The sequence below is a fragment of the Synechococcus sp. CBW1004 genome, assembly GCF_015840715.1.
GTDB lineage: Bacteria > Cyanobacteriota > Cyanobacteriia > PCC-6307 > Cyanobiaceae > Cyanobium.
The window spans coordinates 479,686-500,913 of sequence record NZ_CP060397.1 but is presented as its reverse complement, the minus strand read 5'-3'; the positions used below and the strand labels follow the sequence as shown (position 1 = coordinate 500,913).

Sequence of the window (21,228 nt, the reverse complement as noted above, 5' to 3'; positions counted from 1 at the left end):
GTTGCCTCTGCTGGCTCCCCTGCTGGCGGTGCTGGTGGTCGCTGTGCTCAACCTGCGACCGCTGGTGTCGGTGCGGGTGCTGACCAGCCGTTCGCCGGCCCTGCCCCTGGGGATCTGGCTCGCCGCTGGGGGAGCCGGCGGAGCCCTGTTGAGCGCCACGGCCACCGCCCTGGCCCTGCGCCAGGGACGACGTCGCCCCCGCAGTCGCAGCGTCCGGGAGCCGCAGGACGCCAGTCCAGCCTGGTTCGCCCCGGACGGGCCGACCGGCCGCGGCAGCGCCGGCAGTGCCGAGGAAACCGACGAGATCCTCCGCCCGGCGGCGGGGTGGGACGGCTGGCCCCAGGCAGGTCCGGAGCGCAGTCCGGGAGAACCGGCGCCGACCGTTTCGGTTCCGTTCCGGGTGCTGCGACGGCCGCAGCTCTCCTCCCCGACAGGGTCCGGCGGCCCCTCGGCCGCCTCCGCAGCGTCTTCCCCCGCTCCGGTCCGGCCGGAGACCTCCGCCGGGAATGGAATGCAGAGCCAAGACGACTGGAACGCCGTGGACGAAGAGGACTGGTGAGCCGCCCCGGTCCAGGGCGCCGCTGCTCCGCGCCGCCATCGGGTTCGGGTGAGGCCCCTGCTCGGAAGGGCATGCCTAGAGTTCCAGCCTTCCTGTCCCGAGGCCCCCGCCGGTGACCGACTCCGCACCAACCGCCGCCGCCGAGAAGCCCGCCAAGGCCAAGCCACCGGCCCCGGAGGATCGGCCTTTCGCCGAATTCGTGCCGGAACTGTTGCTGCCGGCCCTCAGCAAGGAGGTTCAGGCCTATGGCGGCCCCGCTCCTGAACTCAGCTTCAGCCAGGGCCCCATGCCGGTGGTCGGCAGCGACTGCTGGATGGTCTGCGGCAGCCTTCCCGGCGACAAGCGTTTCTGGCTGTGCTTCACCACGGCTGACATTCAGTCCGCCAAGACCATCGCCCTCAGCGAGGGTGGTGGGGATCCCAGCCTGCTGGAGTCGTTCCTGATCGATGAGCGCAAGACCACCCTGGCGCTGCTCGTGTCACGGCTGGTGCAGCGCCTCAACGGCCAGAAGTGGCTGGGCCCCAACTGAGGGCCGCCCTGAAGCCCCCTGCGGCGGCGGCTGAGTGGCAGAACGTCGGGGGCTTGCAGCGGGGACTCGTTGTCGGCTGAGACCGGTGCCCGGGCCCGTTCGTTGATGCGGCACCCCGCCACAGCCATCCGGCACGGTAACGAGAGGGATGTCGTCTGTCCCTTGCCCCCCTGCTCAGCCCTGCCGCCAAGGAAGCCTGCAACGACTGTGCTCAACCCGCCCGCCTGCGGCGGGGATCGGCCTACGATGGCGCCACGCCAACTGTCTGTCTGCGATGGTTCCCCCCGCCACCCTGTCCGCGAGCCCCTCCGCTGTGGACCCCGCTCTGCAGGGCAGCGGTGAGGGCCCAGCCATCAAGGAGCCTGTGAAGGACACCATCCTCACCCCCCGCTTCTACACCACCGACTTCGACGCGATGGCCGCGATGGATCTGCGGCCGAACGAAGCGGAACTGGAGGCGATCTGCGAGGAATTCCGCAAGGACTACAACCGCCACCACTTCGTCCGCAACGACGAGTTCGAGGGCGCGGCCGACAAGCTCGACCCCGAGACCCGCAAGGTCTTCGTCGAGTTTCTGGAGCAGAGCTGCACCTCCGAGTTCTCCGGCTTCCTCCTCTACAAGGAACTCAGCCGCCGCATCAAGGAGAAGAACCCCCTGCTGGCCGAGTGCTTCGCCCACATGGCCCGCGATGAAGCCCGTCACGCCGGCTTCCTGAACAAGGCGATGACCGATTTCGGTCTGCAGCTGGATCTGGGCTTCCTGACCGCGAACAAGAACTACACCAAGTTCAGCCCCGAACACATCTTCTACGCCACCTATCTCTCCGAGAAGATCGGCTACTGGCGTTACATCATGATCTACCGCCATCTCGAGAAGCATCCCGAGAGCAAGATCTTCCCGATCTTCAATTTCTTCGAGAACTGGTGCCAGGATGAAAACCGTCATGGCGATTTCTTCGACGCCCTGATGAAGGCCCAGCCCGACACCGTTCGCGGCTGGAAGGCGCGTCTCTGGTGCCGCTTCTTCCTGCTGGCGGTCTTCGCCACCATGTACGTGCGCGACGTGGCCCGCAAGGAGTTCTATGAGGCCCTGGGGCTGGATGCCCGCGAGTACGACAAGGCCGTGATCCGCAAAACTAACGAAACGTCTGCCCGCGTGTTCCCGGTGGTGCTCGATGTCGAGAACCCCCGGTTCTGGGACCGTCTCGAGCGGCTGGTGGGCAACAACGCCGCCCTCAGCGAGGCCGATGCGGGCACCGCACCCGCCCCTCTGAAGGTGCTGCGCAAGCTCCCCTACTGGACGGCCAATGCCCTGGAGATGGCCAAGCTGTTCCTGATGGCTCCGATCCGCAGCGAGCAGTTCCAGCCCGCCGTGCGCTGAGCGCGGCCAACCCGAACGTCATCCCCATCTCCGGGGTCCATCGACTCCATCACGTCGGTCACCCGCAACCGGGTCCCCATGGGACCCGGTTTTCTGCTGTCAGAGCCAACCCACGCTCCTGGCGAACGAGGCCGCCTGGAGGCTGGGCTGGAGCCGGCGATGGTGGCAAAGCCGTCAGGGCAGCCTGACTTTCTAGGCTGAGTGCCCCAGCGGGAGCCATCCGCGCTGGTGCCCCGATCGCCTCCGAACGGTTTGTCTTCCACCCAACTCCTCACCCCCGGACTCGCCGCCGAGGTGCGCCGGGATCTGCTCGAACTGCTGCTGCACCGTGGACGCGCGGCCGGAGCCGACCTGGTGGAGGTGTTCCTAGAGCGCACCGATCATCTGGGCGTGCTGGCCGAGCAGGAGGCGATCACGAGCGTCACCCCCTCCTTCGGCAGGGGGGCCGGCATCCGCGTCTTCCTGGGACACCGCGACGGCTTCGTCTCCACGAACGATCTCAGCGAGGCAGGGCTGCTGGAGGCCCTGTCCCAGGCCCTGGGCATGCTCGGCCTGCACTGCCCCAGCGGTGCGGCGACCAGTCGTTCCGGCTTCGAGGGATTGCCCGATCTGCGGGATCACGGCAGCGGCAAGGGAGCCTGGCTCGACCGTTGCCCCTCCCTGGCGGAAGCCACCCAAGCCCTGCTGCGTGGCACCGATCGCCTGCTCCACCACGGCCAGCATCTGCAGTCGCGACGGGGCAGCTACGCCCGTGACTGGCAGGAGGTGCTGGTGGCCGCCAGCGATGGCACCCACGCCCGCGACATCCGTCTGCATCAGTCCCTTGGGCTCAGCCTGTTGGCCGCCGATGGCGACCACCGCACCAGCCTCGGCCGCCGGTATGGCACCAGCGACCGTCCCGACGACCTGCGCCAGTGGGATGCCGATGCCGCTGCCGCTGATCTCTGCCATAGCGCCGGGCAGATGCTCTACGCCGACTATGTCGAGGCCGGCCAGTTCCCGGTGGTGCTGGCCAACCGCTTCGGCGGTGTGATCTTCCATGAGGCCTGCGGGCACCTGCTGGAAACCACCCAGGTCGAGCGCGGCACCACCCCCTTCGCCGAACGCATCGGCGACACCATCGCCCACCCCGCGGTGACAGCCATCGATGAAGGCCTCAGCGATGGCTCCTTCGGCTCGCTGGCGATGGATGACGAAGGCCTGGAACCGCAGCGCACCGTGCTGATTGAAAACGGCGTGCTGCGCGGCTTCCTCAGCGACCGGGCCGGCGAACTGCGCACCGGCCATCCGCGCACCGGCAGCGGCCGCCGCCAGAGCCATGCCTTCGCGGCCGCCAGCCGCATGCGCAACACCTACATCGATGCCGGCCCGCACTCCCCGGCTCAGCTGATCGCCTCGATCGACCGGGGTCTCTACTGCAAGTCGATGGGCGGCGGCAGTGTCGGGCCCACCGGTCAGTTCAACTTCGCGGTCGAGGAGGGCTACTGGATCGAGAACGGCGAGCTGAGCCGCCCGGTGAAGGGAGCCACCCTGATCGGTGAGGCCAAGGAGGTGATGCCCCGGATCTCGATGTGTGCCAACGATCTCGAACTGGCCGCCGGTTTCTGCGGTTCGGTGAGCGGCAGCATCTTCGTCACCGTCGGACAGCCCCACATCAAGGTCGACAGCATCACCGTGGGGGGGCGCTGAGCATGGAGTCCTTTCCCCCATCCAGATCTGCCAACGCCGCCATGCTCGCCGTGTCCGCAACTCCTCCCACCAGCGCCCAGAGCCCGAACGGTTCAGCGGCAGTCCGAGGCCTCGATCCCGCCGGCCTCGCCAGCCAGCTGGAGAGCCTCGCCGCCGCGGAGGGCATCCAGCGCTGGGATCTGGGTGCCGCCTGCAGCACCGACACCTCCGTGCAGGTGGACCGCGGTGAGGCGAAGCAGATGAAGGGGGCGCAGCGCAGCGCCATCACGGTGCGGGTCTGGAACAGCGACGGCCTGGTGGGGATCACCAGCACCTCCGACCTCTCGCCTTCGGGCCTGGCCCGTGCCCTGGCCGGCGCCCACGAGGCCAGCAGCTTCGGCAATCCCGACGACATCCCCGCCTTCTCACCCCTGGCCACGGCGCCGCTGCCGAAGCTCGAGCAGCCCCTGCGGGAACCCCAGGGAATCCTCACCCTGCTCGAGACACTCAAGGAGGCCGAGCGCGACCTGCTCGGACGCCATCCCGCCATCGGCACCGTTCCGTACAACGGTCTGGCGGAGCGTCGCAGCGAGCGCATCTACCTCAACAGCGAGGGGGCCTGTCGTCACCAGACACTCACCACCGCCAGCCTTTACCTCTATGCCCGCGCCGAGGAGGCCGGCCGCAAGCCACGCAGCAGCGGCGCCGTCCGCCTGGCCTATGGAGCCGGTGACCTGGATGTGCCCGGCTGCATCGCCGAGGCCGCAGAACGCACGATCGCCCATCTCGATTACGGGCCGATTGACACGGGCCGCTATGTCTGTGTGTTCCGCCCGGAGGCCTTCCTGGATCTGCTCGGGGCCTTCAGCTCGCTGTTCAATGCCCGTGCCGTGCTCGATGGTGTGAGCCTCAGCAGCCGCGAGTCCATGGGCCAGCCCCTGGCGGTGCCCTTCTTCTCGCTGCACGACAACGGGCTCCATCCCGGCAATATCGGTGCCTCGCTGTTCGATGGGGAAGGCACCCCGACGGGCAGGCTGCCGCTGGTGGAGGGCGGCGTGCTGACTCACTTCCTGCATTCCGAGGCCACGGCCCGCGCCTTCGGCGTGCCACCCACCGGCCATGCGGGCCTGGGGGCGAAGGTGTCGGTGGGGCCGGACTGGTTCGAGGTGGGCGCGACGCCCGGCACCGATGGTGGTGCCCTGGGTCTCGATCGCCACGTCGGACAGGGCCATGCCGCCGCTGGCGGCCGCGGGCTGGTGGTGATCGATTCGCTCTCGGCTCTGCATGCCGGCGTCAAGGCCGCCCAGGGATCCTTCTCCCTGCCCTTCGACGGCTGGCTGGTGCGCGACGGCGAACGGCGCTCGATCGAGGCGGCCACCGTCGCCGGCGATATCCGCCAGGTGCTGCAGTCGATCGTCGGCTTCGAGGGTGAGCCCGAGGTCACCCCGGGGGGTCTCTGCCCCTGGGTGTGGGTCGAGGGGCTGTCGATCACCGGCGAGGCCTGAGCCGCGGCGATGCGCATCCTGTTCTGGGGCACCCCGGCCTACGCGGTGCCCAGCCTTGACGCCCTGGTTCAGGCCGGCCATGCCGTGGTGGGCGTGGTCAGCCAGCCTGACCGCCGGCGCGGCCGCGGCCGGGGCCTGATGCCCTCAGCAGTGAAGTCCCGGGCCCTGGAGCTGGGTCTGCCGGTGTTCACCCCGGAGCGCATCCGACGGGAGCCGGCCCTGCAGGCGGAACTGGCGGACCTGAAACCCGACCTCTCGGTTGTGGTGGCCTTCGGCCAGATCCTGCCGCCGGAGGTGCTCGCCGTTCCCCCCCTCGGCTGCTGGAACGGCCATGGTTCGCTGTTGCCCCGCTGGCGCGGCGCCGCCCCGATTCAGTGGTCCCTGATCGAAGGTGACGGCATGACGGGGGTCGGCATCATGGCGATGGAGGCGGGGCTCGACACCGGACCGGTGCTGCTGGAGCACTGTCTGGAAATCGGCCTTCTCGAGAATGCGTCCCAGCTCGGCGAACGGCTCTCCCGGCTCACCGCGACCCTGCTGGTCGAGGCACTGCCGCTGATCGAGGCTGCCGGCGCCGGACCGGAGCCGGAACGATGGCGCCGCCTCGGCGTGCGCGTCCAGAGCGAGGAGGGCATGACCTACGCCCGCCAGCTGAGCCGGGAGGACTTCCAGCTGGACTGGTCCCAAGGGGCGCTGCCGCTGCACCGCCGCGTGATGGGGCTCTACCCGGGCGCCCACACGAGCTGGCGAAGGCGGAAGTTGCAGATCCTGACGAGTGAACCGCTGGTGCGCCGCCTGGCCGATCAGCTGAGTCCTGAGGGCGCGCGGCTGGCGGAGCGGTGGGGTCTGCCGGCCGCGGTGGGTGGCGGCTGCGACCCGGCAGGCGCCCAGGGCAGGCCAGGGTCCAGTCATGGCGGGGCCGTGGCACCGGCTGCCGGAGCAGCCATGGGTTCCGCGCCGGGCGCGGTACTGGCCATCGAACCAGGCGTCGGTCTGGTGGTCGCCACCGGCGGCTGCCCCCTGCTGGTGCGCGAGGCCCGCCTGGAGGGGAAGGGGACGGTGGCAGGCACCGCCTTCATCCAGCAGTGGGGCGGCCGGGTCGGCAACCGACTTGGAGATGGGGAGAACACTGCCGCGGTGGAGAGCCGCCAGGCCTGATCGACGCCGACCCCCAGGCCACTCTCCCGGGGTGGCACGGGGCTGGTTGCTCCGCCTCGCAGAGGACTGAGCGCCGATGCTCCACAGGCAGGAACAGGCGAATAGCGAAGAAAATACGAACACGCCGCAAGCAGAATTGCCTAGCGGAAGTACCGGCGACGGACGGCGGATTTTACGTTGTGTGTTGTTAGCGTCTGCCCACACTTCCTGCTCCCGGGGCTGGGTTTAGAACGAGGGAAGTTTCTTTTTCGGGGAGGATCGATGGGACCTGATTCCTTCTGCGGCGAGCTCTCGTTCGTCAAGGCCACCGGCAGCGGTTGTCAGATTCATCGGGAAACCACAGGGCGCTACGTGGTCAGCCATCCCCAGCAGCCACAGGCTCGCCTGATGGCTGCCACCCTGGCCGGCGCCTATGCGGCTTGCCGGACCTGGGAGCAACGTGCGGCGCTGACCAATCCCCTCCCCTGAACCGCAACAGGTCCTGGACGGCGTCCAGCGGGCCCACCCCGGGGAGGTGGGCCCTTCCTGTCATGAAACGGCCCCTCGACGGGGGTCGCTTCGCAGAGGCTGCCGCTTGAGGTTTCGCTGGCTGGACTTGCAGCAGGTGCCATCAGGTCTGCGTTGCCGTTCTGGCACAGCGGCGCCGGATCAGGCAGGCGCCGACGCACCAGGGTTCGTACGGTGCATCAGCTGTGACAGCCGATGGCTCCGTCCGTGCCTCGTCCGCCGCAGCCCCTGCGTTCGGCGCTGGCCTCCCTGATGGGGATCGGCATCGGGCTGTCGCTGACCCGCTTTCTGCCGGTGGTCCCCTCCACGCTTCTCAATGCCCTGGTGCTGGCGGGGGGAGCGCGGATCAGCCCCCGCTGTCACCTGCCGAGCCGCTGGTGGGGCCTGATCGGCTTTGCCACCGGCAGCCTGATCGGGAACGGCTGGGTGCTGGCAGCCGCCCTGCAGGAGACCCAGCCGACGGCCCACGCCGGCGCGCGGCTCGCGGTTGTGTTGCTGCTTGGCTGCGCTGGGGCCGTGGCGGGGCAAAGCCTGGCCCGGGTCTCCCCAGCCGTGAGCGATCGTCAGCCCCGGGATCTGCTGCGTTCCGCCAGTGGCCTGACCACCGGTGTGTTCGCCGCCCTGGTGACCCTCACCTTCATCCATTCCGGTCTGGATGTGGCACGCACCTTCTCCAGCCGGCTCAGCACCTCGCTGACGATCCTGGTGATCTGCCTGGCCGCTCCAGGCTGGCTCAGCCACCTGATCCGTGAACAGCGACGGACAGCGAGCTCCCTGCCCCACCGTGGCCGAACGCTGAGGACCGAACCCGAACCTGAAACATCGCGAGGCACCCGGCCATGAGCCTCGCCGATCACCTGGCCCGGCAGCGGAACCGTGACGCGGCGGAGCGGACCCTGATGGCCTGGATCCGCACCTGTCTGTCCTTGATCAGCTTCGGCTTCGGCCTCGACAAGATCGTCACCGCCATCCGCAGCGGCATTGGTGTTGCGGGCAACCTGAACGGCTGGGGAGTGCGGCTGATCTCCCTGGCCTTCGTGCTCACGGGCGTGGTGGCGATGCTGGCGGCGACCCTGCAGCACCGCCGCTCCCTGAAGCGGCTGCTGCGTGAGGAATTCACCTACCGCGAGGAGCCTTCGATCGCCAATGCCACAGCCCTGATGCTCACCTTGATCGGCCTGGCTGCTGCGGTGGTGCTGCTGCTCGGGGCCTCCTCGCCATGACCCTCTCCCCGACCCTTGTGGTCACCCCCGCCCTGTTCAGCGTGATGCTGGCCCTGGGCGTGAGCCTGCGGCCCGAATCCATGCATCACTGGCGCAGCCGGCCTGCTCTGCCCTTGCGAGTGCTGCTGGGCTCCTGTGTTCTGGTCCCGCTGGCCGGTCTGCTGCTGCTGCAGTCGCCCTGGAGCGGCGAGCTCTCCCGGTCAGCCCGCCACGCCATCGCCCTGATGGCCGTCTGCCCGAGTGCGCCGCTGGCGCTGCGCAAGGCCGGTGTCTCCGGCGGCGACCGGCAGCTGGCGGCGCTGCTTCAGGTGAGTGCCGCTGTTGCCGCAATTCTCACCATTCCGTTGCTGGCCCTGGCATACCGCCAGGCGTTCCATCAGGAGGGTTGGCTGATCCGCCCCAGGGACGTCGCGCTCCAGGTGGGCCAGGTGCAGGTGCTGCCGCTGCTCCTCGGTGTGATGTTGCGCCAGAAGCTGCCGCACCTGGCGGAGCGCCTCGAACGACCGCTCGAGAAGCTCGCCAATGTGCTGCTGCTCCTCCTACTGGTGGTGATCCTGGTGAAGGCGGGGCCCATCCTGCTGAGCGCCGTGCCTCGCGATCCCGGTGCACTGCTGTCCATGGCCCTGTTGATCGGAATCTCGCTGGGGCTCGGGAGGCTGCTTGGAGGAAACAATCCCCGCGAGGGACTGACCACCGCGCTGGTGACGGCCATGCGCAATCCGGGGCTGGCACTGGTGTTCGCCGAAAGCCACGGCCAGGATCTGCCTGGCCTGAAGGTCTGGGTCCTTGCCTATGTGCTGATCACGGTGCTGCTCGGCATCCCGCTGGTGCGTCGTGCCGGGCGCCGCGTCCCCGCATGACCGCATCACCACGCACGGGAGTTCCAGCCGGACCCAGACCACGGCGGAGCTGGCCCTGGGCTCGCGGCACGGGACCGCAGCGCGGTCTGCCCAGGCTCATCGACCACTCCTTCCCCATCCGCCTGTTGCTGGCCCTGGTGACGGCCGGAGCCCTCCTGGGCGCGGTCAATCGCTGGGAGAACTGCCGCTACCATGCGTTCGCCCGAGTCTGTCTGCAACGCGATGCCGGCGGCATCATCACCGTTGACAATGTCGAATCGCTGACCATCGTCACGGCCGCCCTGCTCTATCTGCTGGAAGGAGGAGCGCGGCGGCGGCGCGAGAACCTGGAGGCGATGGGCGTGATCCTGGATTGCCAGCAGGCGGGCGCCCGGCTCAGCTATGCGCGCAATGAAGCCGTCGAAAAGCTCAGCGCCCGCGGAATCTGGCTGGATGGACTCGATCTGAGTCAGGCCCACCTGGAGCAGCTGCGCGCACCCCACAGCCGCTGGCGTTCCGTCAACCTGCATCAGACCTGCCTGAAGGGGGCCTGCCTGCATGACATCGATCTGCAGGGGGCCGATCTGAGTGGGGCCGATCTGCGTCAGGCACGGCTCGCCCATGCCGATCTGCGGCACCGACCTACGGAATGCGGATCTCCGCCAGGCTGACCTGCGCGGAGCGGATCTGCGACACGCCCGCCTGGAGGGAGCCCGGCTGGAGGGGGCGCTTCTGCTGGGTGCCGATCTGGGCGACACCGCCCCGGTGGAACCTGCCGCCGCCGGGATACCGACGAGTGGATGAGGCAGGTCGCCACAGCCTGCGGCGCTGACGCTGGGACCACACTCCACCCTGGCCTGCAGGCGTTTCAGGCGTGGACCTTCACCTGACCCTGGCGCAGGGTGGCACTGGGGCGTTCACCGAAGAGCTTCTGATAGTCGCGGGCGAAATGGCCGGCATTGAGAAAACCGTGGTCGGCGGCCACCTCGGTGACAGTGACCTCGCAGGGATCGGAGCGCAGGAGGGAGCGACGAGCACTGTGGAGCCGCTGCAATTTCACGTACTGCATCGGCCCCATGCCGAGGTGGTCGCGAAAACCCTGGATCAGGCTGCGGCGGCTGACGAAGGCGACCTGGCAGAGATCGGCCAGAGAGATCGGCTGTCCAGGATGGAGGTCCATCCAACGCTGGAACTGCTTGACCAGCTCGATGCGCGCCGGAGGCCGCAGCAGGGTTGAACTGCGATCGGCGCCATGCACCAGAGCCTCGATCAGCAGCGGCATCAGATCGTTGACCACCAGGGAGGTCGGAAGATCGGCAGCACCTCCAACCCCCTGGCTACCCGGACCGTTCCCCGATTCGGCAAGGGTGAACAGCCGGCGCAGGAAGACACGCAGGTCGTCAAAGCGGCATGCATCCAGCCGCAACCAGTTGCGTTGCAGCGAACGGGCATCGAGGCCCTCACAGCCCAGCTTGAAACACCATTGCTGGAACGCCTGGCGGTCGATGGCCACCAGAGCCAATTCGGCACCGGCCGGCACACAGAGGTGGATTTCTCCATGGCTGGCCAGCCCGCAGAGGGCCGTGGCCGGCAGCACCAGCCCATGGGAGCGACTGGGATGGGCCTCGGCCGGGGGGATCAGATCCAGGCAGACGATCTGGCGGCGCGGATCCTTCTCGCCCCGCGCCAGCAGGGGACGATCCAGGCGGATGCGCAACAGCTGCACCGGACCGAGTCGGATGGGCAACAGATCTCCACGCATCGTGCCGGCACTCAGCTGGGTGAGCTGCAGGGGCATAACGGCTCGGCTGAGCAGCAGACGCAGATGCTCGACACAGCCGAAGGCGATCACGCGGGCGGGGAGGCTTGCACTTTTTGAGTGGCCCGATTCTCCCATGCCCATCAAGCTCGGGACAGAGGGGGTCTGGGCCGAGGGGCTGGGCCCACCCGTTTCCTTGCCAGGCAAACACTCCCATGCCCAACGGAAAACCCAACATCCTGATCCTCTGGGGCGACGACATCGGCCAGAGCAACCTCAGCTGCTACAGCCATGGGCTGATGGGATACGAGACCCCGAACATCGATCGGGTGGCCAGGGAAGGAGCCAAATTCATCCACTACTACGCCGAGCAGAGCTGCACCGCAGGGCGCGCCGCATTCATCACCGGGCAGAGCGTCTATCGCACCGGCCTGAGCAAGGTCGGCCTCCCGGGTGCGGAGCTCGGTTTCCGAGCCGAGGACCCCACCATTGCCGAACTGCTCAAGCCGCAGGGCTACCGCACCGGTCAGTTCGGCAAGAACCACTTCGGTGACCGCGACGAACACCTGCCGACGATGCATGGGTTCGACGAATTCTTCGGCAACCTCTATCACCTCAATGCCGAAGAGGAACCGGAACTGCGCGATTATCCCAGGGAGGATGACCCCGAGTTTCCCAACTTCCGCAAGCGCTTCGCACCGCGGGGGGTCCTGCATTGCTGGGCCAACGGAGATGGAACCCAGCGGATCGAGAGCACCGGCCCTCTGACGCGCAAGCGGATGGAGACGGCGGACGATGAGTTCATGGCTGAGGCGAAGCGGTTCATCCGCGACGCAGTGGCCTCAGGGGAACCGTTCTTCGTGTGGTTCAACACGACACACATGCACTTCCGCACCTATGCACGGCCCCAGGACGTCGGCCGCAGTGGGCGCTGGCAATCGGAATACCACGACGTGATGATCTATCACGACGAATGCATCGGTGAGATGCTCAACCTGCTCGACGAGCTGGGCATCACCGATGACACGATCGTGATGTACAGCACTGACAACGGGCCGCACATGAACAGCTGGCCCGATGCCGGCATGACCCCGTTCCGCAGCGAGAAGAACACCAACTGGGAAGGTGCATTCCGCGTGCCGGCCATGGTGCGCTGGCCGGGCAGGATCGCTCCCGGCACCAACATCACCGGCATCTGCAGCCATCTCGACTGGCTACCCACCCTGCTGGCAGCGGCGGGGGAGCCGGAGATCAAGCAGAAGCTCAAAGCAGGCCATCAGGTCGGTGACAAGACCTTCCACATCCATCTGGATGGCTACAATATGCTCGACTACTGGACAGGCAAGGCCGACAGGAGTCCGCGCAAGGAGTTCTTCTACTTCTCCGATGACGGCGACCTGGTCGGACTGCGCTACGACAACTGGAAGTTCGTCTTCATGGAGCAGCGCTGCCCCGGAACCTGTCAGATCTGGGCTGAACCGTTTGTGGAGCTGCGGATTCCGAAGATCTTCAACCTCCTCACTGATCCCTACGAGCGGGCTGACATCACCTCCAATACCTACTGGGACTGGATGTTCGATCATGTCTTCATGCTTGTGCCCGCCCAGACATTCGTTGGCGAGTTTCTCGAGACCTTCGTGGCCTATCCGCCGCGACAGAAGGCCGCGAGCTTCTCGCTGGAGCGGGTGATCGAGAAACTTGAGAAGGCCGCGAGCGGCGGCGCCTGAAGCCTGCAGGAATGAGACGTTCCCTGCCATCCCGATCCACTGCTGCAACGCAGAAGCCCGCTGCAAGACCGGCGGGCCGTCCGCCCGCTCCAGGAATGGTGTGGATTCCACCAGGCCGCTTCCGGATGGGCTCAGATGATCACTATCCCGAGGAAGCCCCGGCCCACTGGGTCGAGGTGGAGGGATTCTGGATGGATCCGGCGCCGGTGACGAATGCTCAGTTTCTGAAGTTCGTCAAGGCCACGGACTACATCACCGTGGCCGAGCAGCCCGCTGATCCTGCCGCCTATCCGGGTGCTCCGCCGGAACGCCTGAGGCCCGCCTCGATCGTGTTCGTGTCTCCCAGCGGACCAGTGCCTCTCACGGACACGCATCAGTGGTGGCACTACGTCTTCGGAGCCGACTGGCGCCACCCCGAGGGACCCGGCAGCTCGATCAGAAGTCGCGACCGACATCCGGTGGTGCACATCACCGCTGCCGATGCCGAAGCCTATGCCGACTGGGCCGGCAAGCAGCTGCCCAGTGAACGGGAATGGGAGTGGGCCGCCCGCGGCGGCCTCCAGGACTGCGAATACGCCTGGGGTGATGAGCTGCATCCAGGGGGGAGAGCGATGGCCAACACCTGGCAGGGAGCCTTTCCACACCACAACAGCCGTTTCGATGGCTACGAGCGCACATCGCCCGTCGGGAGCTTCCCGGCGAATGGCTTCGGGCTGGTCGACATGATCGGCAATGTCTGGGAGTGGACGCGCGACTGGTATCGCCATGGCCATGATCCGGACCAGGGCACACCAGAACCAGGGCACTGCTGCGCGGCGGCCGAGCAGGCACGGCTGAACAGCATCGACCCTCACTCCGAGCACGGATCAACGCCTCGCCGCGTGGTGAAGGGAGGCTCCTTCCTCTGCGCACCTGAATACTGCCGGCGCTATCGCCCTGCGGCACGCAGGGCTCAGGGCCTGGATACCTCAACCAGCCATCTCGGCTTTCGTTGTGTTGTGAGGCTGCAGCCATGACGACTCTTTCCCTGATCACGCAGCCCACGCCTGCCAATGCCCCGGCGACCTGGACTCTGGGCACACTCAGGCTCTGTCATGGTGCGGTGGGACGCTGCGCAGCACCACGACATGGCGCGGACTTGCTGATTCCCACGAACCAGCCACTGACGCTGCATCACACCAACCTGCAGCGCATCCTGCGCCCCTCGCTCGATCTGCTTTATCTCCCCAGTCAGGCGCAAGGACTGCAGACCTCTTTGCTGCATGGCTGGCGGATCGAACTGGAGCCCGAGCGCCTCGCCCAGCTGGCGGCCGAACTCGCCGATCATCGCCTCAGTCCGGCACGGTTCCGCCGGCGCCTGCAGACCCCCCTGCCGCTGCAACCGCGACAGAGTCCCCAGCGTGAACTTGGGGAAGCCCTGCTCCAGCTGCTGCATCTGAGTGGCTGCGAACCTCTTCACCAGGAACGGCACCTTGAGAAGGTAGGCCTCGACCGGGCCATCCAACGGCTGATCGCCCTGCTGCTCTGTGGTGATCTGATCCAGACGGCGGACCATCGCCAGGAGCCGCAGCGGGGGAGCAAGAATCACATTTTCGATCAGCTGCTCGCCTGGATTGATGCCCATCTGCATCGCCCGATCCAACTCACCGATCTCGTGGAGCAGAGTGGCTATTCACAGCGCAGTCTGCGCAACTTCTTCCAGGAGCGCTTCGGCTGTGGTCCGGTCCACTGGATTCGCAGCCGACGTCTTGATGCCGCCCGCATGCGGCTGCTCAGCCCGGAATCCGGCGATACGGTATCAGCCATCGCCGCCCGTTACGGCTCCCCCCATCTTTCCCAGTTCAGTCGCGATTTCCAGAGAGCCTTCAACGTCAGGCCCTCCGATCTTCTTCGCGAAGGCCTGCGCGGACTGGGTGTCCCGGAATGATCACCAGACCCTGCGTGTCGGGCGACCGTGTCAGCGTGAACTGAACAGGTGCGACACCCAGAGCCGGCTCACCGAGCCTGGGTTCAGAAGTAGAACTTCACACCCACTTCGATACCGTTCAGATCACTGGTGAAACCATTGCTGCGTGCGGCCCCATTATTCCAGCGCAGGCCCTGATAACGCCAGGAGACGTTCAGATTCGTGTTGTTGCCGATCGCATAGCCGACACCGGCCTGACCGTTGGCGCTGAAATCTTCAGCGCCTGCCAGGCCGAATCCGCCGAGATCACCTCGGGCGAAGGCCCGCAGGCGTGGCGTGAGGAAGACCGATCCCTGCAGGCCAAGCAGCGGCTGGGTCCAGGTCCGCTCCAGCGTGCTCTGGCGCTGCAGGCTGACGCCGCGAGGACCGTTGCCGCGCAGCTCCGCTGCCACATCGAGACGCGCCTGAACCACGCGCATGCCCGCGTAGGGGATCAGCCAGCCACTACCGGGGAGGCCCACAGCGCTTTCGCGCTCTCCGAGGCGCCAGCGAAGCGCCACGTCATAGACGCCGTTGATCGAGGTGACTTCACTGTTGCCGGTGAACACTCCGCGGCGGGTGCTGCGGGAATTCGCCGCACCAATCTGGTTGGTGGAGACATCCATCAGCAGGCCGAGACGCCGGCGTTCGAGGCTGGCCCTGGCGCTGAAGGTGGACTGGAGTCTCTGAAGGATCTGGGCGGGATCCAGATCCGTTTCGGCCTCAAAGCCGCGCACGGTGGTGGTGGACTGAAGCCAGGGCAGATAGCCATAGAGCTCGACCGTGCCATCCCACACCGCCTCCGGGGCGGCAGCCGGCGCCGGCAAGGCATCCCTGGAAGCCTCCTGTGCCAACGCAGGTGCTGTCGTCAGGCTGACGATGGCTGTCCAGTACAGGACGACGCGAAATGGGGTGATGGACAGAGCACGACCTCCGAGGTGAACGATGTGCCCCGACAGGCCCCTACCGTGGCCACCAGCATGGACACGGCCGAGCACGGGTGGGGGAGTTACAGCGAAAGCAGCCCCGATTCCTTCCGGAACCATCCTGGGTTGCTGTTGCTGCAACCCGACGAGAGACGACCCGATTCCTGGGGCCCACCGAGAGGTGGTGTGGCGATGGACCCGATGGAGCCTCAGGCTGTTCCGTACGCCACCTGACAGGCGGCATTCAGCAGTTCGGCTTCGGCGGCACTGGCAGGATCCTGTCCGTTGATGGTTCCGGCCTGGCAGTCGGCCGTGAGCTGATAAGTGCTGCCATCGGCGCTGACAGCGAAGGAGACCGACGAACTGCCACTGGGAGCCACCGAGCCATAGAGCAGCTGATAGGAGGTGTTCGGCACGACGATGTAGGTCACCTGATCATTGATCGCCGCATCGACGGCGCTGTTGATCAGTGAGGCCGTGGCCAGCGTCCCGACCCCCCAGACCGCCGCTCTGGCTCCCCACCAGCCCCAGGGCGGGTTGCTCCAGCCGCCATACCAACCGGTGTTCCAGGGACGCGCCAGGCCCCAGCCGGGTCTGGCCCAACCGGGATGGAGATCGATGGCGCCGATGTTGACGTTGCGCGTCCAGTTGCGGTTGACCGTGCGATTCAGATCTCGGTTGATATTGCGATTGACATCTGTCCGGTTCAGGTCAGCCCGGTTGAAATCAGCGCGATTGAACTCACGATCGCCCGCCGGCCGGTTGAGCTCCGCGCGGTTGAGATCACGTCCGCTGGCGGGTCGGCTCACCCCGGCGCTGCCGTCACGACTCGGTACACGGCCCAGATCGCGGCCTGCCGGGCGATCGAGGCTGGGCCGCGCACTGGAGGCCGGCACACCGCCGCTCCAGCCACCGCTGGGCCGGCGTTCACCGCGGTTGAGGCCGGAAGCGGCTCCCTGAAAGCCTGTCTGTGCGCGCATCCGGTCGCCACCGCCGCGGCTGCCCACGGAGCGGGCGGCCCCGCCGCCTCCGCGGCTGGCTCCGCCACCGGCACGCCCACCACCGCCGCGCCCGCCGCCACCCCGGGCGATCAGAGGCATGGATGCCAGCTGTGATGAGGCCGGAGATGCTGCCAGTAACGCGGCATGGCCTGCAGGCGGCAACATCAGAACCGCAGCGAGGCTGAAGCCACCCAGAGACGTGTGGATGGTCATTGCAGGCTCACCTCGCAACCGTCGTCGTAGCAGCTGGCGTTGATGCGCCCGTCGGAGCCGAAATTCACCTTGATGAGATCGCGACCCGCCATGGCGGCGACATTGCCCTCACGCACACTGTTGAGGTAATTGGGATTGACGACGCACAACTCTCTGTCGTTGAAACAGACCGTGTTGGTGGAGAAACGTGCGGAGGCTCGGTTGAGGGGGCGCCACTGCTTGGCAGAGTGATCCCACAACGCCATGCGGACCGGCTTGTCGGTGATGCGAATCGTCTGGATCTGGTCGCCGATCCGATGGCGGTAGAGCGTGGCACCGCTGTCATTGACAGCTTCGACGCTGCAGGGAACCGGGGCGGCACCGGCGAGGCTGCACTGGGTCCTGAGCGTGTACAGAACCTCGCTGCGCGAGGGAAGGGGCGAGACCAGCAGAGCCATGGTCAGGGCCGAGATCAGGCCGCCCCGGCTGAGACAGAGGGAGCGATGGCGCATGGTCGGTTTCGCTGCGTCCGCAGAGGGAACCCCTTCAGCATGGACAGGTGCAGAGACAGTGGCAATGGCAGGTCTGCCGTCATTGCCCACCGCGGCGCTTCAACGAGCAGGGCTGTGCTGTGCCACCCAAGATTTGCCGCTGTGTCGACGCCATGTGTCACGAATGGAGGCAGCCAGCAGCAGCGATGACGGCTGCCGCTGCAGGTCCGAGCCCGTGGTGATCCCGAGAGGCGGCTGACACCGGTTCAGAATCACCGCTGCCATCGACGGAGGGACGGAACGGACGTTGCAGCGGCTGCCGCCACGATTCAGGCGCAGTGGAGTTCGGCGCTCGGCTGGGAGCGGGGTGGATCACTGCGATGACGGTCGTGGAGCTGCTCAAGTTGCTGGTGGACCTGAAGCAACTGCTCACGGATCGGCTCGCTCGCCTCGATGCGCGAGAGGGCCATCAACATGGTTTCCACCTGAACCTTGCAGTCGATCAGGACGCGGCACTGGCTGGAGCCGGGTTCGTAGGGCATTGCAGGAGCAACGGAACCTTCGTACTGCAGCTCGGATCGCCGTTGACGACCGTCGCCTCCGTTACAGCGGTCATGGCGAACACCACTTCCTGGCCGACTCAGTTGGGTCGGTGGTGGACCGTGGCACGGCGATGATGCCGGGGGTTCGTCAGTCAGACAGCAACGTTCAGCGGCTGCGGGGGCGGCTGCGCTCACGCCGGTCACCCTCGCGGGCCGGCCGGCGTTCACCAGTGCGTGCCCCAGCGTCAGGGCTCCGCCGGCGACGCTCCTCGCCGGAGCGCTCACCACCCCGTGTGGGGCCGCCACGCCGCCCCCGGCCGCCGCTGAGGTCGAGGGGCGGGGCGGTGAGCACCGTGGGCTCGAAGCCCGGGACGACCGTACGGGGCAGCGTGGTGCCGGTGAGCTTCTCGATGGCCCGCAGCAGTTCCTGTTCCTCCGCCGCCACCAGTGAGATGGCATGGCCGTTCTGACCGGCGCGGCCGGTGCGGCCGATGCGGTGCACGTAGTCCTCGGCGATGTTCGGCAGGTCGAGATTGACCACCTGCGGCAGCTGATGAATGTCGATGCCGCGAGCCGCGATGTCCGTGGCCACCAGCACGCGCACCTCGCCGCTCTTGAAGCCGGCCAGGGCACGGGTGCGGGCTCCCTGGCTCTTGTTGCCATGGATCGCCGCCGCTGAAAGGCCCTCCTTCTCCAGCCGCTCGGCCATGCGATTGGCGCCATGCTTGGTGCGCGAGAACACCAGCACCTGACGCCAGTCGTTGCTGCGGATCAGGTGGCACAGCAGATCGCCCTTGCGGGCCATGTCACAGGGATGCAGCACCTGCTCCACCAGCGGCGCCGTGCCGTTCTCGGGGCTGGCCTGCAGCTGCACCGGCTGATGCAGCAGCCCGTGAGCCAGGCGGCGGATCTCGCCGGAGAAGGTGGCCGAGAAGAGCAGGTTCTGGCGCCGCTCCGGCAGCAGGGCGAGGATGCGACGGATGTCGCGGATGAAGCCCATGTCCAGCATGCGGTCGGCCTCATCGAGCACCAGGATCTCCACCTGATCCAGGCGCAGAGCGCGCTGCTGCTGCAGATCCATCAGCCGGCCGGGGGTGGCCACCAGCACGTCGGTGCCGCGCCGCAGTCGATCGATCTGCGGGTTGATGCTGACCCCGCCGAACACCACATCGCTGCGCAGATCGAGGTAGCGCCCGTAGGCCACCACGTTCTCGGCGACCTGAGCTGCCAGTTCACGGGTGGGCGTGAGCACCAGGGCCCGCACCACACCACCGCGGGCATGGGGACCGTGGCGCAGACGTTCCAGCAGCGGCAGGGTGAAGCCGGCCGTCTTACCGGTGCCGGTCTGGGCGGCGGCCATCACGTCATGACCCTCGAGCACCGCGGGGATGCACTGACGCTGGATCGGTGAAGGGGTGCGATAGCCCTTGGCAGCCACCGCCTTGAGCAGCGGCTCGGAGAGGCCCAGCTCAGCGAAATCCGCTGCCAGGGCGGAGACCGGAGCGGCGCTTCGGGTTGGCGACGATCCGAGGGGCTGTTGGTCTGTCGGGTGATCTGCCGCGACGGCATCGGCAGGGCGCCGCCCTGCCGGGCGATCCCCGCCGGGACGACGGCGCCCGCTCTCAGCGGCGGCCTGAACTGCGGAGGAGCGGGGATCGGAGCGGCGGATGGCTGACGGACCGGCGACCCTCAACCCTAGGCGGGGAACGGCGCTTCGCTGCGGAAGTGGCTGCATCGGTCGCAGGGACCCTCCGGAAGCACGGCGCAGCGCAGCAGGGGGCTGCGGGCATTGAACCGGCAGCTGGGATCCCCGATGACCCAGCGCCCGTTCCACCAGCGGGCATCGGCCGGCTGCTGCTGGGCACGCACCTGAAGGGCCACGCTGCTGAGTTCATAGCGACCGTTGCGCAGGCGGTAGCGATGGCGGCGCTGCAGCAACAGATAACTGCCTTCGGCCAGGTTCAGCCACCGTCCCGGCTGGGGAATCTCCTCGACCTGATCAGCCTCCAGCCGGGTGATCAGCCCGTCGTCCTCGATGCGACGCAGCTCCAGCTGCAGTCCGGAGGGAAGCTCGGTGGTCATGGCTTCGAAGGATCGGCTGCCTCGGGGACCTGCACGGAGGGCGCCGGCACGGTGACGATGGTCGCCTCCGCAGGGGCACCGGCAGGAGTGACGACGGCACGCGCTCCCTGGTCGAGCCCGGCTGTGGAGACGGCACCAGGAAGCTCTGCAGCAGCCTCCGCTGCCTCCGGTTCAACCTGCTCAACAATGACGTTGCGCCGCGAGAAACCCCAGAGGAACAGCGCGACCACCAGCACCAGCAGCACCCATTCGGGCACCTCGAGAGCGGGCACCAGGAGCCGCAGCAACAGACGGATGCCCACCAGCCCCACCGCCAGGTAGCCGGCGGTCTCCAGGCGGCTGAACACCTCCAGCCAGCGCACGAACAGGCCGGCGGTGAGCCGCAGCGCCAACACCCCCAGCAGACCACCGGTCATCACGAGGGCCAGCCTGTCGGTCACCGCCACCGCGGCGGCGACGCTGTCGAGGGAAAAGGCCAGATCGGTGAGCGCCAGGGTCAGAGCAATGGACGAGAGCCAGGGGCCGCCGTGACCATGGGGTGATCCGTGGTTGTGGCGGGCTCCATGGGACGTGTGCGTCCCAGGCTCCGAGCGCTCCGGGGAATGCTGCGCGGCCTGGAGACCAGGCGAGCCCGGCGAAACAGAGGCACGAGCCGGAGGGGCTGGGGAAACGATGGCGGGAGACGACGACAGCACCTCCGCCGGACCGTTCTCGTCATCGGAGCCGTCGTACTGATCCTCGTCGAATCCGAGCAGGTGGCGGCCGCACAGCCATAGGAGATAGGCGGCGGCAGCCAGCTGAAGCGGCCAGGCATCCAGCACCCAGCGGGCGGCGAGGATCAGCCCCATGCGCAGCACCAGGGCCAGCAACAGCCCCAGGTTCAGGGCCTGCCGCTGCCGGGCGGGATCGTGCAGGCGGCGGGAGATCGCCGCCAGGGCGATGGCGTTGTCAGCGGAGAGCACCGCCTCCAGAGCCACCAGCAGAGGCAACAGCAGCAGAACCTCCCCCCACTCATCCGCCCCCTGCAGCAGCGGCGTGAGCGACGGCACCATCTCGGCTTCCATCAGCCCCTCCCTCCGGCAGGCGGCAGGAGCTGTGATCGGCCATCACCGGGGGGCAGGGGCCTCGCAACAGGGACCGGGGACTCGGAATCGTTCAGGGCAGGGAAAGCGAAGGGAACGGAGGCGGTTGCGA

22 protein-coding genes and 1 pseudogene are annotated in these 21,228 nt (G+C 67.5%); 15 read left to right on the top strand and 8 right to left on the bottom strand.

What is annotated here, in order from left to right:
* Nucleotide 1: 1 nt before the first annotated feature.
* The 12 genes from H8F25_RS02345 to H8F25_RS02290 all read left to right on the top strand — a co-directional run bounded on the left by H8F25_RS02345 (nt 2) and on the right by H8F25_RS02290 (nt 10,173).
* The gene (locus tag H8F25_RS02345; RefSeq protein WP_197211847.1) at nt 2-559 is read left to right on the top strand and encodes a hypothetical protein; all 558 of its coding nucleotides are present in this window, start codon (nt 2-4) and stop codon (nt 557-559) included.
* Nucleotides 560-671: 112 nt separating this feature from the next.
* On the top strand, nt 672-1,088 hold the full coding sequence (locus H8F25_RS02340; RefSeq protein WP_197211846.1) for a DUF2996 domain-containing protein: 417 nt from the start codon (nt 672-674) through the stop codon (nt 1,086-1,088).
* A 274-nt stretch (nt 1,089-1,362) separates the two neighbouring features.
* On the top strand, nt 1,363-2,469 hold the full coding sequence (acsF, locus tag H8F25_RS02335) for a magnesium-protoporphyrin IX monomethyl ester (oxidative) cyclase (RefSeq protein WP_197211845.1): 1,107 nt from the start codon (nt 1,363-1,365) through the stop codon (nt 2,467-2,469).
* Between the two features lie 252 nt (nt 2,470-2,721).
* Nucleotides 2,722-4,158 carry a TldD/PmbA family protein gene (locus H8F25_RS02330; protein ID WP_197211844.1) on the top strand — a complete coding sequence of 479 codons (1,437 nt, stop codon included), beginning with the start codon at nt 2,722-2,724 and terminating at the stop codon, nt 4,156-4,158.
* A 50-nt stretch (nt 4,159-4,208) separates the two neighbouring features.
* On the top strand, nt 4,209-5,642 hold the full coding sequence (locus H8F25_RS02325) for a TldD/PmbA family protein (protein WP_370525864.1): 1,434 nt from the start codon (nt 4,209-4,211) through the stop codon (nt 5,640-5,642).
* A 9-nt stretch (nt 5,643-5,651) separates the two neighbouring features.
* On the top strand, nt 5,652-6,800 hold the full coding sequence (fmt, locus tag H8F25_RS02320; RefSeq protein WP_197211843.1) for a methionyl-tRNA formyltransferase: 1,149 nt from the start codon (nt 5,652-5,654) through the stop codon (nt 6,798-6,800).
* Between the two features lie 261 nt (nt 6,801-7,061).
* The gene (locus H8F25_RS02315; RefSeq protein ID WP_197211842.1) at nt 7,062-7,268 is read left to right on the top strand and encodes a hypothetical protein; all 207 of its coding nucleotides are present in this window, start codon (nt 7,062-7,064) and stop codon (nt 7,266-7,268) included.
* 234 nt (nt 7,269-7,502) lie between these two features.
* Nucleotides 7,503-8,150, top strand: a complete 648-nt coding sequence (locus H8F25_RS02310) for a hypothetical protein (protein ID WP_197211841.1) — start codon at nt 7,503-7,505, stop codon at nt 8,148-8,150.
* A complete protein-coding gene (locus tag H8F25_RS02305; protein ID WP_197211840.1) occupies nt 8,147-8,530 on the top strand; it encodes a YidH family protein in 384 nt (127 codons plus the stop codon). Before H8F25_RS02310 ends, H8F25_RS02305 begins: the two co-directional genes overlap by 4 nt.
* Nucleotides 8,527-9,390: a bile acid:sodium symporter gene (locus tag H8F25_RS02300; protein ID WP_197211839.1), complete on the top strand. Its 864-nt coding sequence runs from the start codon at nt 8,527-8,529 to the stop codon at nt 9,388-9,390. The genes H8F25_RS02305 and H8F25_RS02300 overlap by 4 nt, the downstream gene beginning before the upstream one ends.
* 125 nt (nt 9,391-9,515) lie before the next feature.
* Complete coding sequence (locus H8F25_RS02295) at nt 9,516-10,040, top strand: pentapeptide repeat-containing protein (protein WP_197211838.1); 525 nt, start codon at nt 9,516-9,518, stop codon at nt 10,038-10,040.
* The gene (locus H8F25_RS02290) at nt 9,991-10,173 is read left to right on the top strand and encodes a pentapeptide repeat-containing protein (protein WP_197211837.1); all 183 of its coding nucleotides are present in this window, start codon (nt 9,991-9,993) and stop codon (nt 10,171-10,173) included. Before H8F25_RS02295 ends, H8F25_RS02290 begins: the two co-directional genes overlap by 50 nt.
* A 64-nt stretch (nt 10,174-10,237) precedes the next feature.
* Here H8F25_RS02290 and H8F25_RS02285 read toward each other — a convergent pair whose 3' ends face one another.
* Nucleotides 10,238-11,221, bottom strand: coding sequence for a helix-turn-helix transcriptional regulator (locus tag H8F25_RS02285; RefSeq protein WP_231597010.1), 984 nt, complete (start codon nt 11,219-11,221; stop codon nt 10,238-10,240).
* Nucleotides 11,222-11,343: 122 nt separating this feature from the next.
* Between H8F25_RS02285 and H8F25_RS02280 the strand changes: the two genes are divergently transcribed.
* The 3 genes from H8F25_RS02280 to H8F25_RS02270 all read left to right on the top strand — a co-directional run bounded on the left by H8F25_RS02280 (nt 11,344) and on the right by H8F25_RS02270 (nt 14,782).
* Nucleotides 11,344-12,855 (top strand): arylsulfatase, encoded by a 1,512-nt coding sequence (locus H8F25_RS02280; RefSeq protein ID WP_197211835.1) that lies wholly within the window; start codon nt 11,344-11,346, stop codon nt 12,853-12,855.
* 125 nt (nt 12,856-12,980) lie between these two features.
* The gene (locus H8F25_RS02275) at nt 12,981-13,871 is read left to right on the top strand and encodes a formylglycine-generating enzyme family protein (RefSeq protein ID WP_231597009.1); all 891 of its coding nucleotides are present in this window, start codon (nt 12,981-12,983) and stop codon (nt 13,869-13,871) included.
* A gap of 122 nt (nt 13,872-13,993) precedes the next feature.
* Nucleotides 13,994-14,782: an AraC family transcriptional regulator gene (locus tag H8F25_RS02270; protein WP_197211833.1), complete on the top strand. Its 789-nt coding sequence runs from the start codon at nt 13,994-13,996 to the stop codon at nt 14,780-14,782.
* An 83-nt stretch (nt 14,783-14,865) separates the two neighbouring features.
* Here the strand turns inward: H8F25_RS02270 and H8F25_RS02265 are convergent, their stop codons facing one another.
* The 7 genes and pseudogenes from H8F25_RS02265 to H8F25_RS02235 all read right to left on the bottom strand — a co-directional run.
* Nucleotides 14,866-15,627, bottom strand: a complete 762-nt coding sequence (locus tag H8F25_RS02265) for a hypothetical protein (protein ID WP_197211832.1) — start codon at nt 15,625-15,627, stop codon at nt 14,866-14,868.
* 308 nt (nt 15,628-15,935) lie between these two features.
* Nucleotides 15,936-16,826, bottom strand: coding sequence for a hypothetical protein (locus H8F25_RS02260; protein ID WP_197211831.1), 891 nt, complete (start codon nt 16,824-16,826; stop codon nt 15,936-15,938).
* Between the two features lie 110 nt (nt 16,827-16,936).
* Complete coding sequence (locus H8F25_RS02255) at nt 16,937-17,377, bottom strand: hypothetical protein (RefSeq protein WP_231597008.1); 441 nt, start codon at nt 17,375-17,377, stop codon at nt 16,937-16,939.
* 362 nt (nt 17,378-17,739) lie between these two features.
* Entirely contained in the window at nt 17,740-17,952 is a 213-nt protein-coding gene (locus tag H8F25_RS02250) for a hypothetical protein (protein WP_197211829.1), read from the bottom strand.
* 166 nt (nt 17,953-18,118) lie between these two features.
* Nucleotides 18,119-19,441: a DEAD/DEAH box helicase gene (locus H8F25_RS02245; RefSeq protein ID WP_197213351.1), complete on the bottom strand. Its 1,323-nt coding sequence runs from the start codon at nt 19,439-19,441 to the stop codon at nt 18,119-18,121.
* A gap of 206 nt (nt 19,442-19,647) precedes the next feature.
* Complete coding sequence (locus H8F25_RS02240) at nt 19,648-20,010, bottom strand: DUF6464 family protein (RefSeq protein ID WP_197213348.1); 363 nt, start codon at nt 20,008-20,010, stop codon at nt 19,648-19,650.
* A 200-nt stretch (nt 20,011-20,210) separates the two neighbouring features.
* A pseudogene (locus H8F25_RS02235) lies at nt 20,211-21,098 on the bottom strand (hypothetical protein); the annotation flags it as partial.
* Between the last annotated feature and the right edge of the window lie 130 nt (nt 21,099-21,228).

Coding starts and splice junctions, on each gene's coding strand:
- H8F25_RS02315 (WP_197211842.1), top strand. CDS start 7,062: ATGGGACCTGATTCCTTCTGCGGCGAGCTCTCGTTCGTCAAGGCCACC.
- H8F25_RS02255 (WP_231597008.1), bottom strand. CDS start 17,377: ATGGCTCTGCTGGTCTCGCCCCTTCCCTCGCGCAGCGAGGTTCTGTAC.
- H8F25_RS02290 (WP_197211837.1), top strand. CDS start 9,991: ATGCCGATCTGCGGCACCGACCTACGGAATGCGGATCTCCGCCAGGCT.
- fmt (WP_197211843.1), top strand. CDS start 5,652: ATGCGCATCCTGTTCTGGGGCACCCCGGCCTACGCGGTGCCCAGCCTT.
- H8F25_RS02280 (WP_197211835.1), top strand. CDS start 11,344: ATGCCCAACGGAAAACCCAACATCCTGATCCTCTGGGGCGACGACATC.
- H8F25_RS02310 (WP_197211841.1), top strand. CDS start 7,503: ATGGCTCCGTCCGTGCCTCGTCCGCCGCAGCCCCTGCGTTCGGCGCTG.
- H8F25_RS02250 (WP_197211829.1), bottom strand. CDS start 17,952: ATGCCCTACGAACCCGGCTCCAGCCAGTGCCGCGTCCTGATCGACTGC.
- H8F25_RS02260 (WP_197211831.1), bottom strand. CDS start 16,826: ATGCCTCTGATCGCCCGGGGTGGCGGCGGGCGCGGCGGTGGTGGGCGT.
- H8F25_RS02305 (WP_197211840.1), top strand. CDS start 8,147: ATGAGCCTCGCCGATCACCTGGCCCGGCAGCGGAACCGTGACGCGGCG.
- acsF (WP_197211845.1), top strand. CDS start 1,363: ATGGTTCCCCCCGCCACCCTGTCCGCGAGCCCCTCCGCTGTGGACCCC.
- H8F25_RS02275 (WP_231597009.1), top strand. CDS start 12,981: ATGGGCTCAGATGATCACTATCCCGAGGAAGCCCCGGCCCACTGGGTC.
- H8F25_RS02300 (WP_197211839.1), top strand. CDS start 8,527: ATGACCCTCTCCCCGACCCTTGTGGTCACCCCCGCCCTGTTCAGCGTG.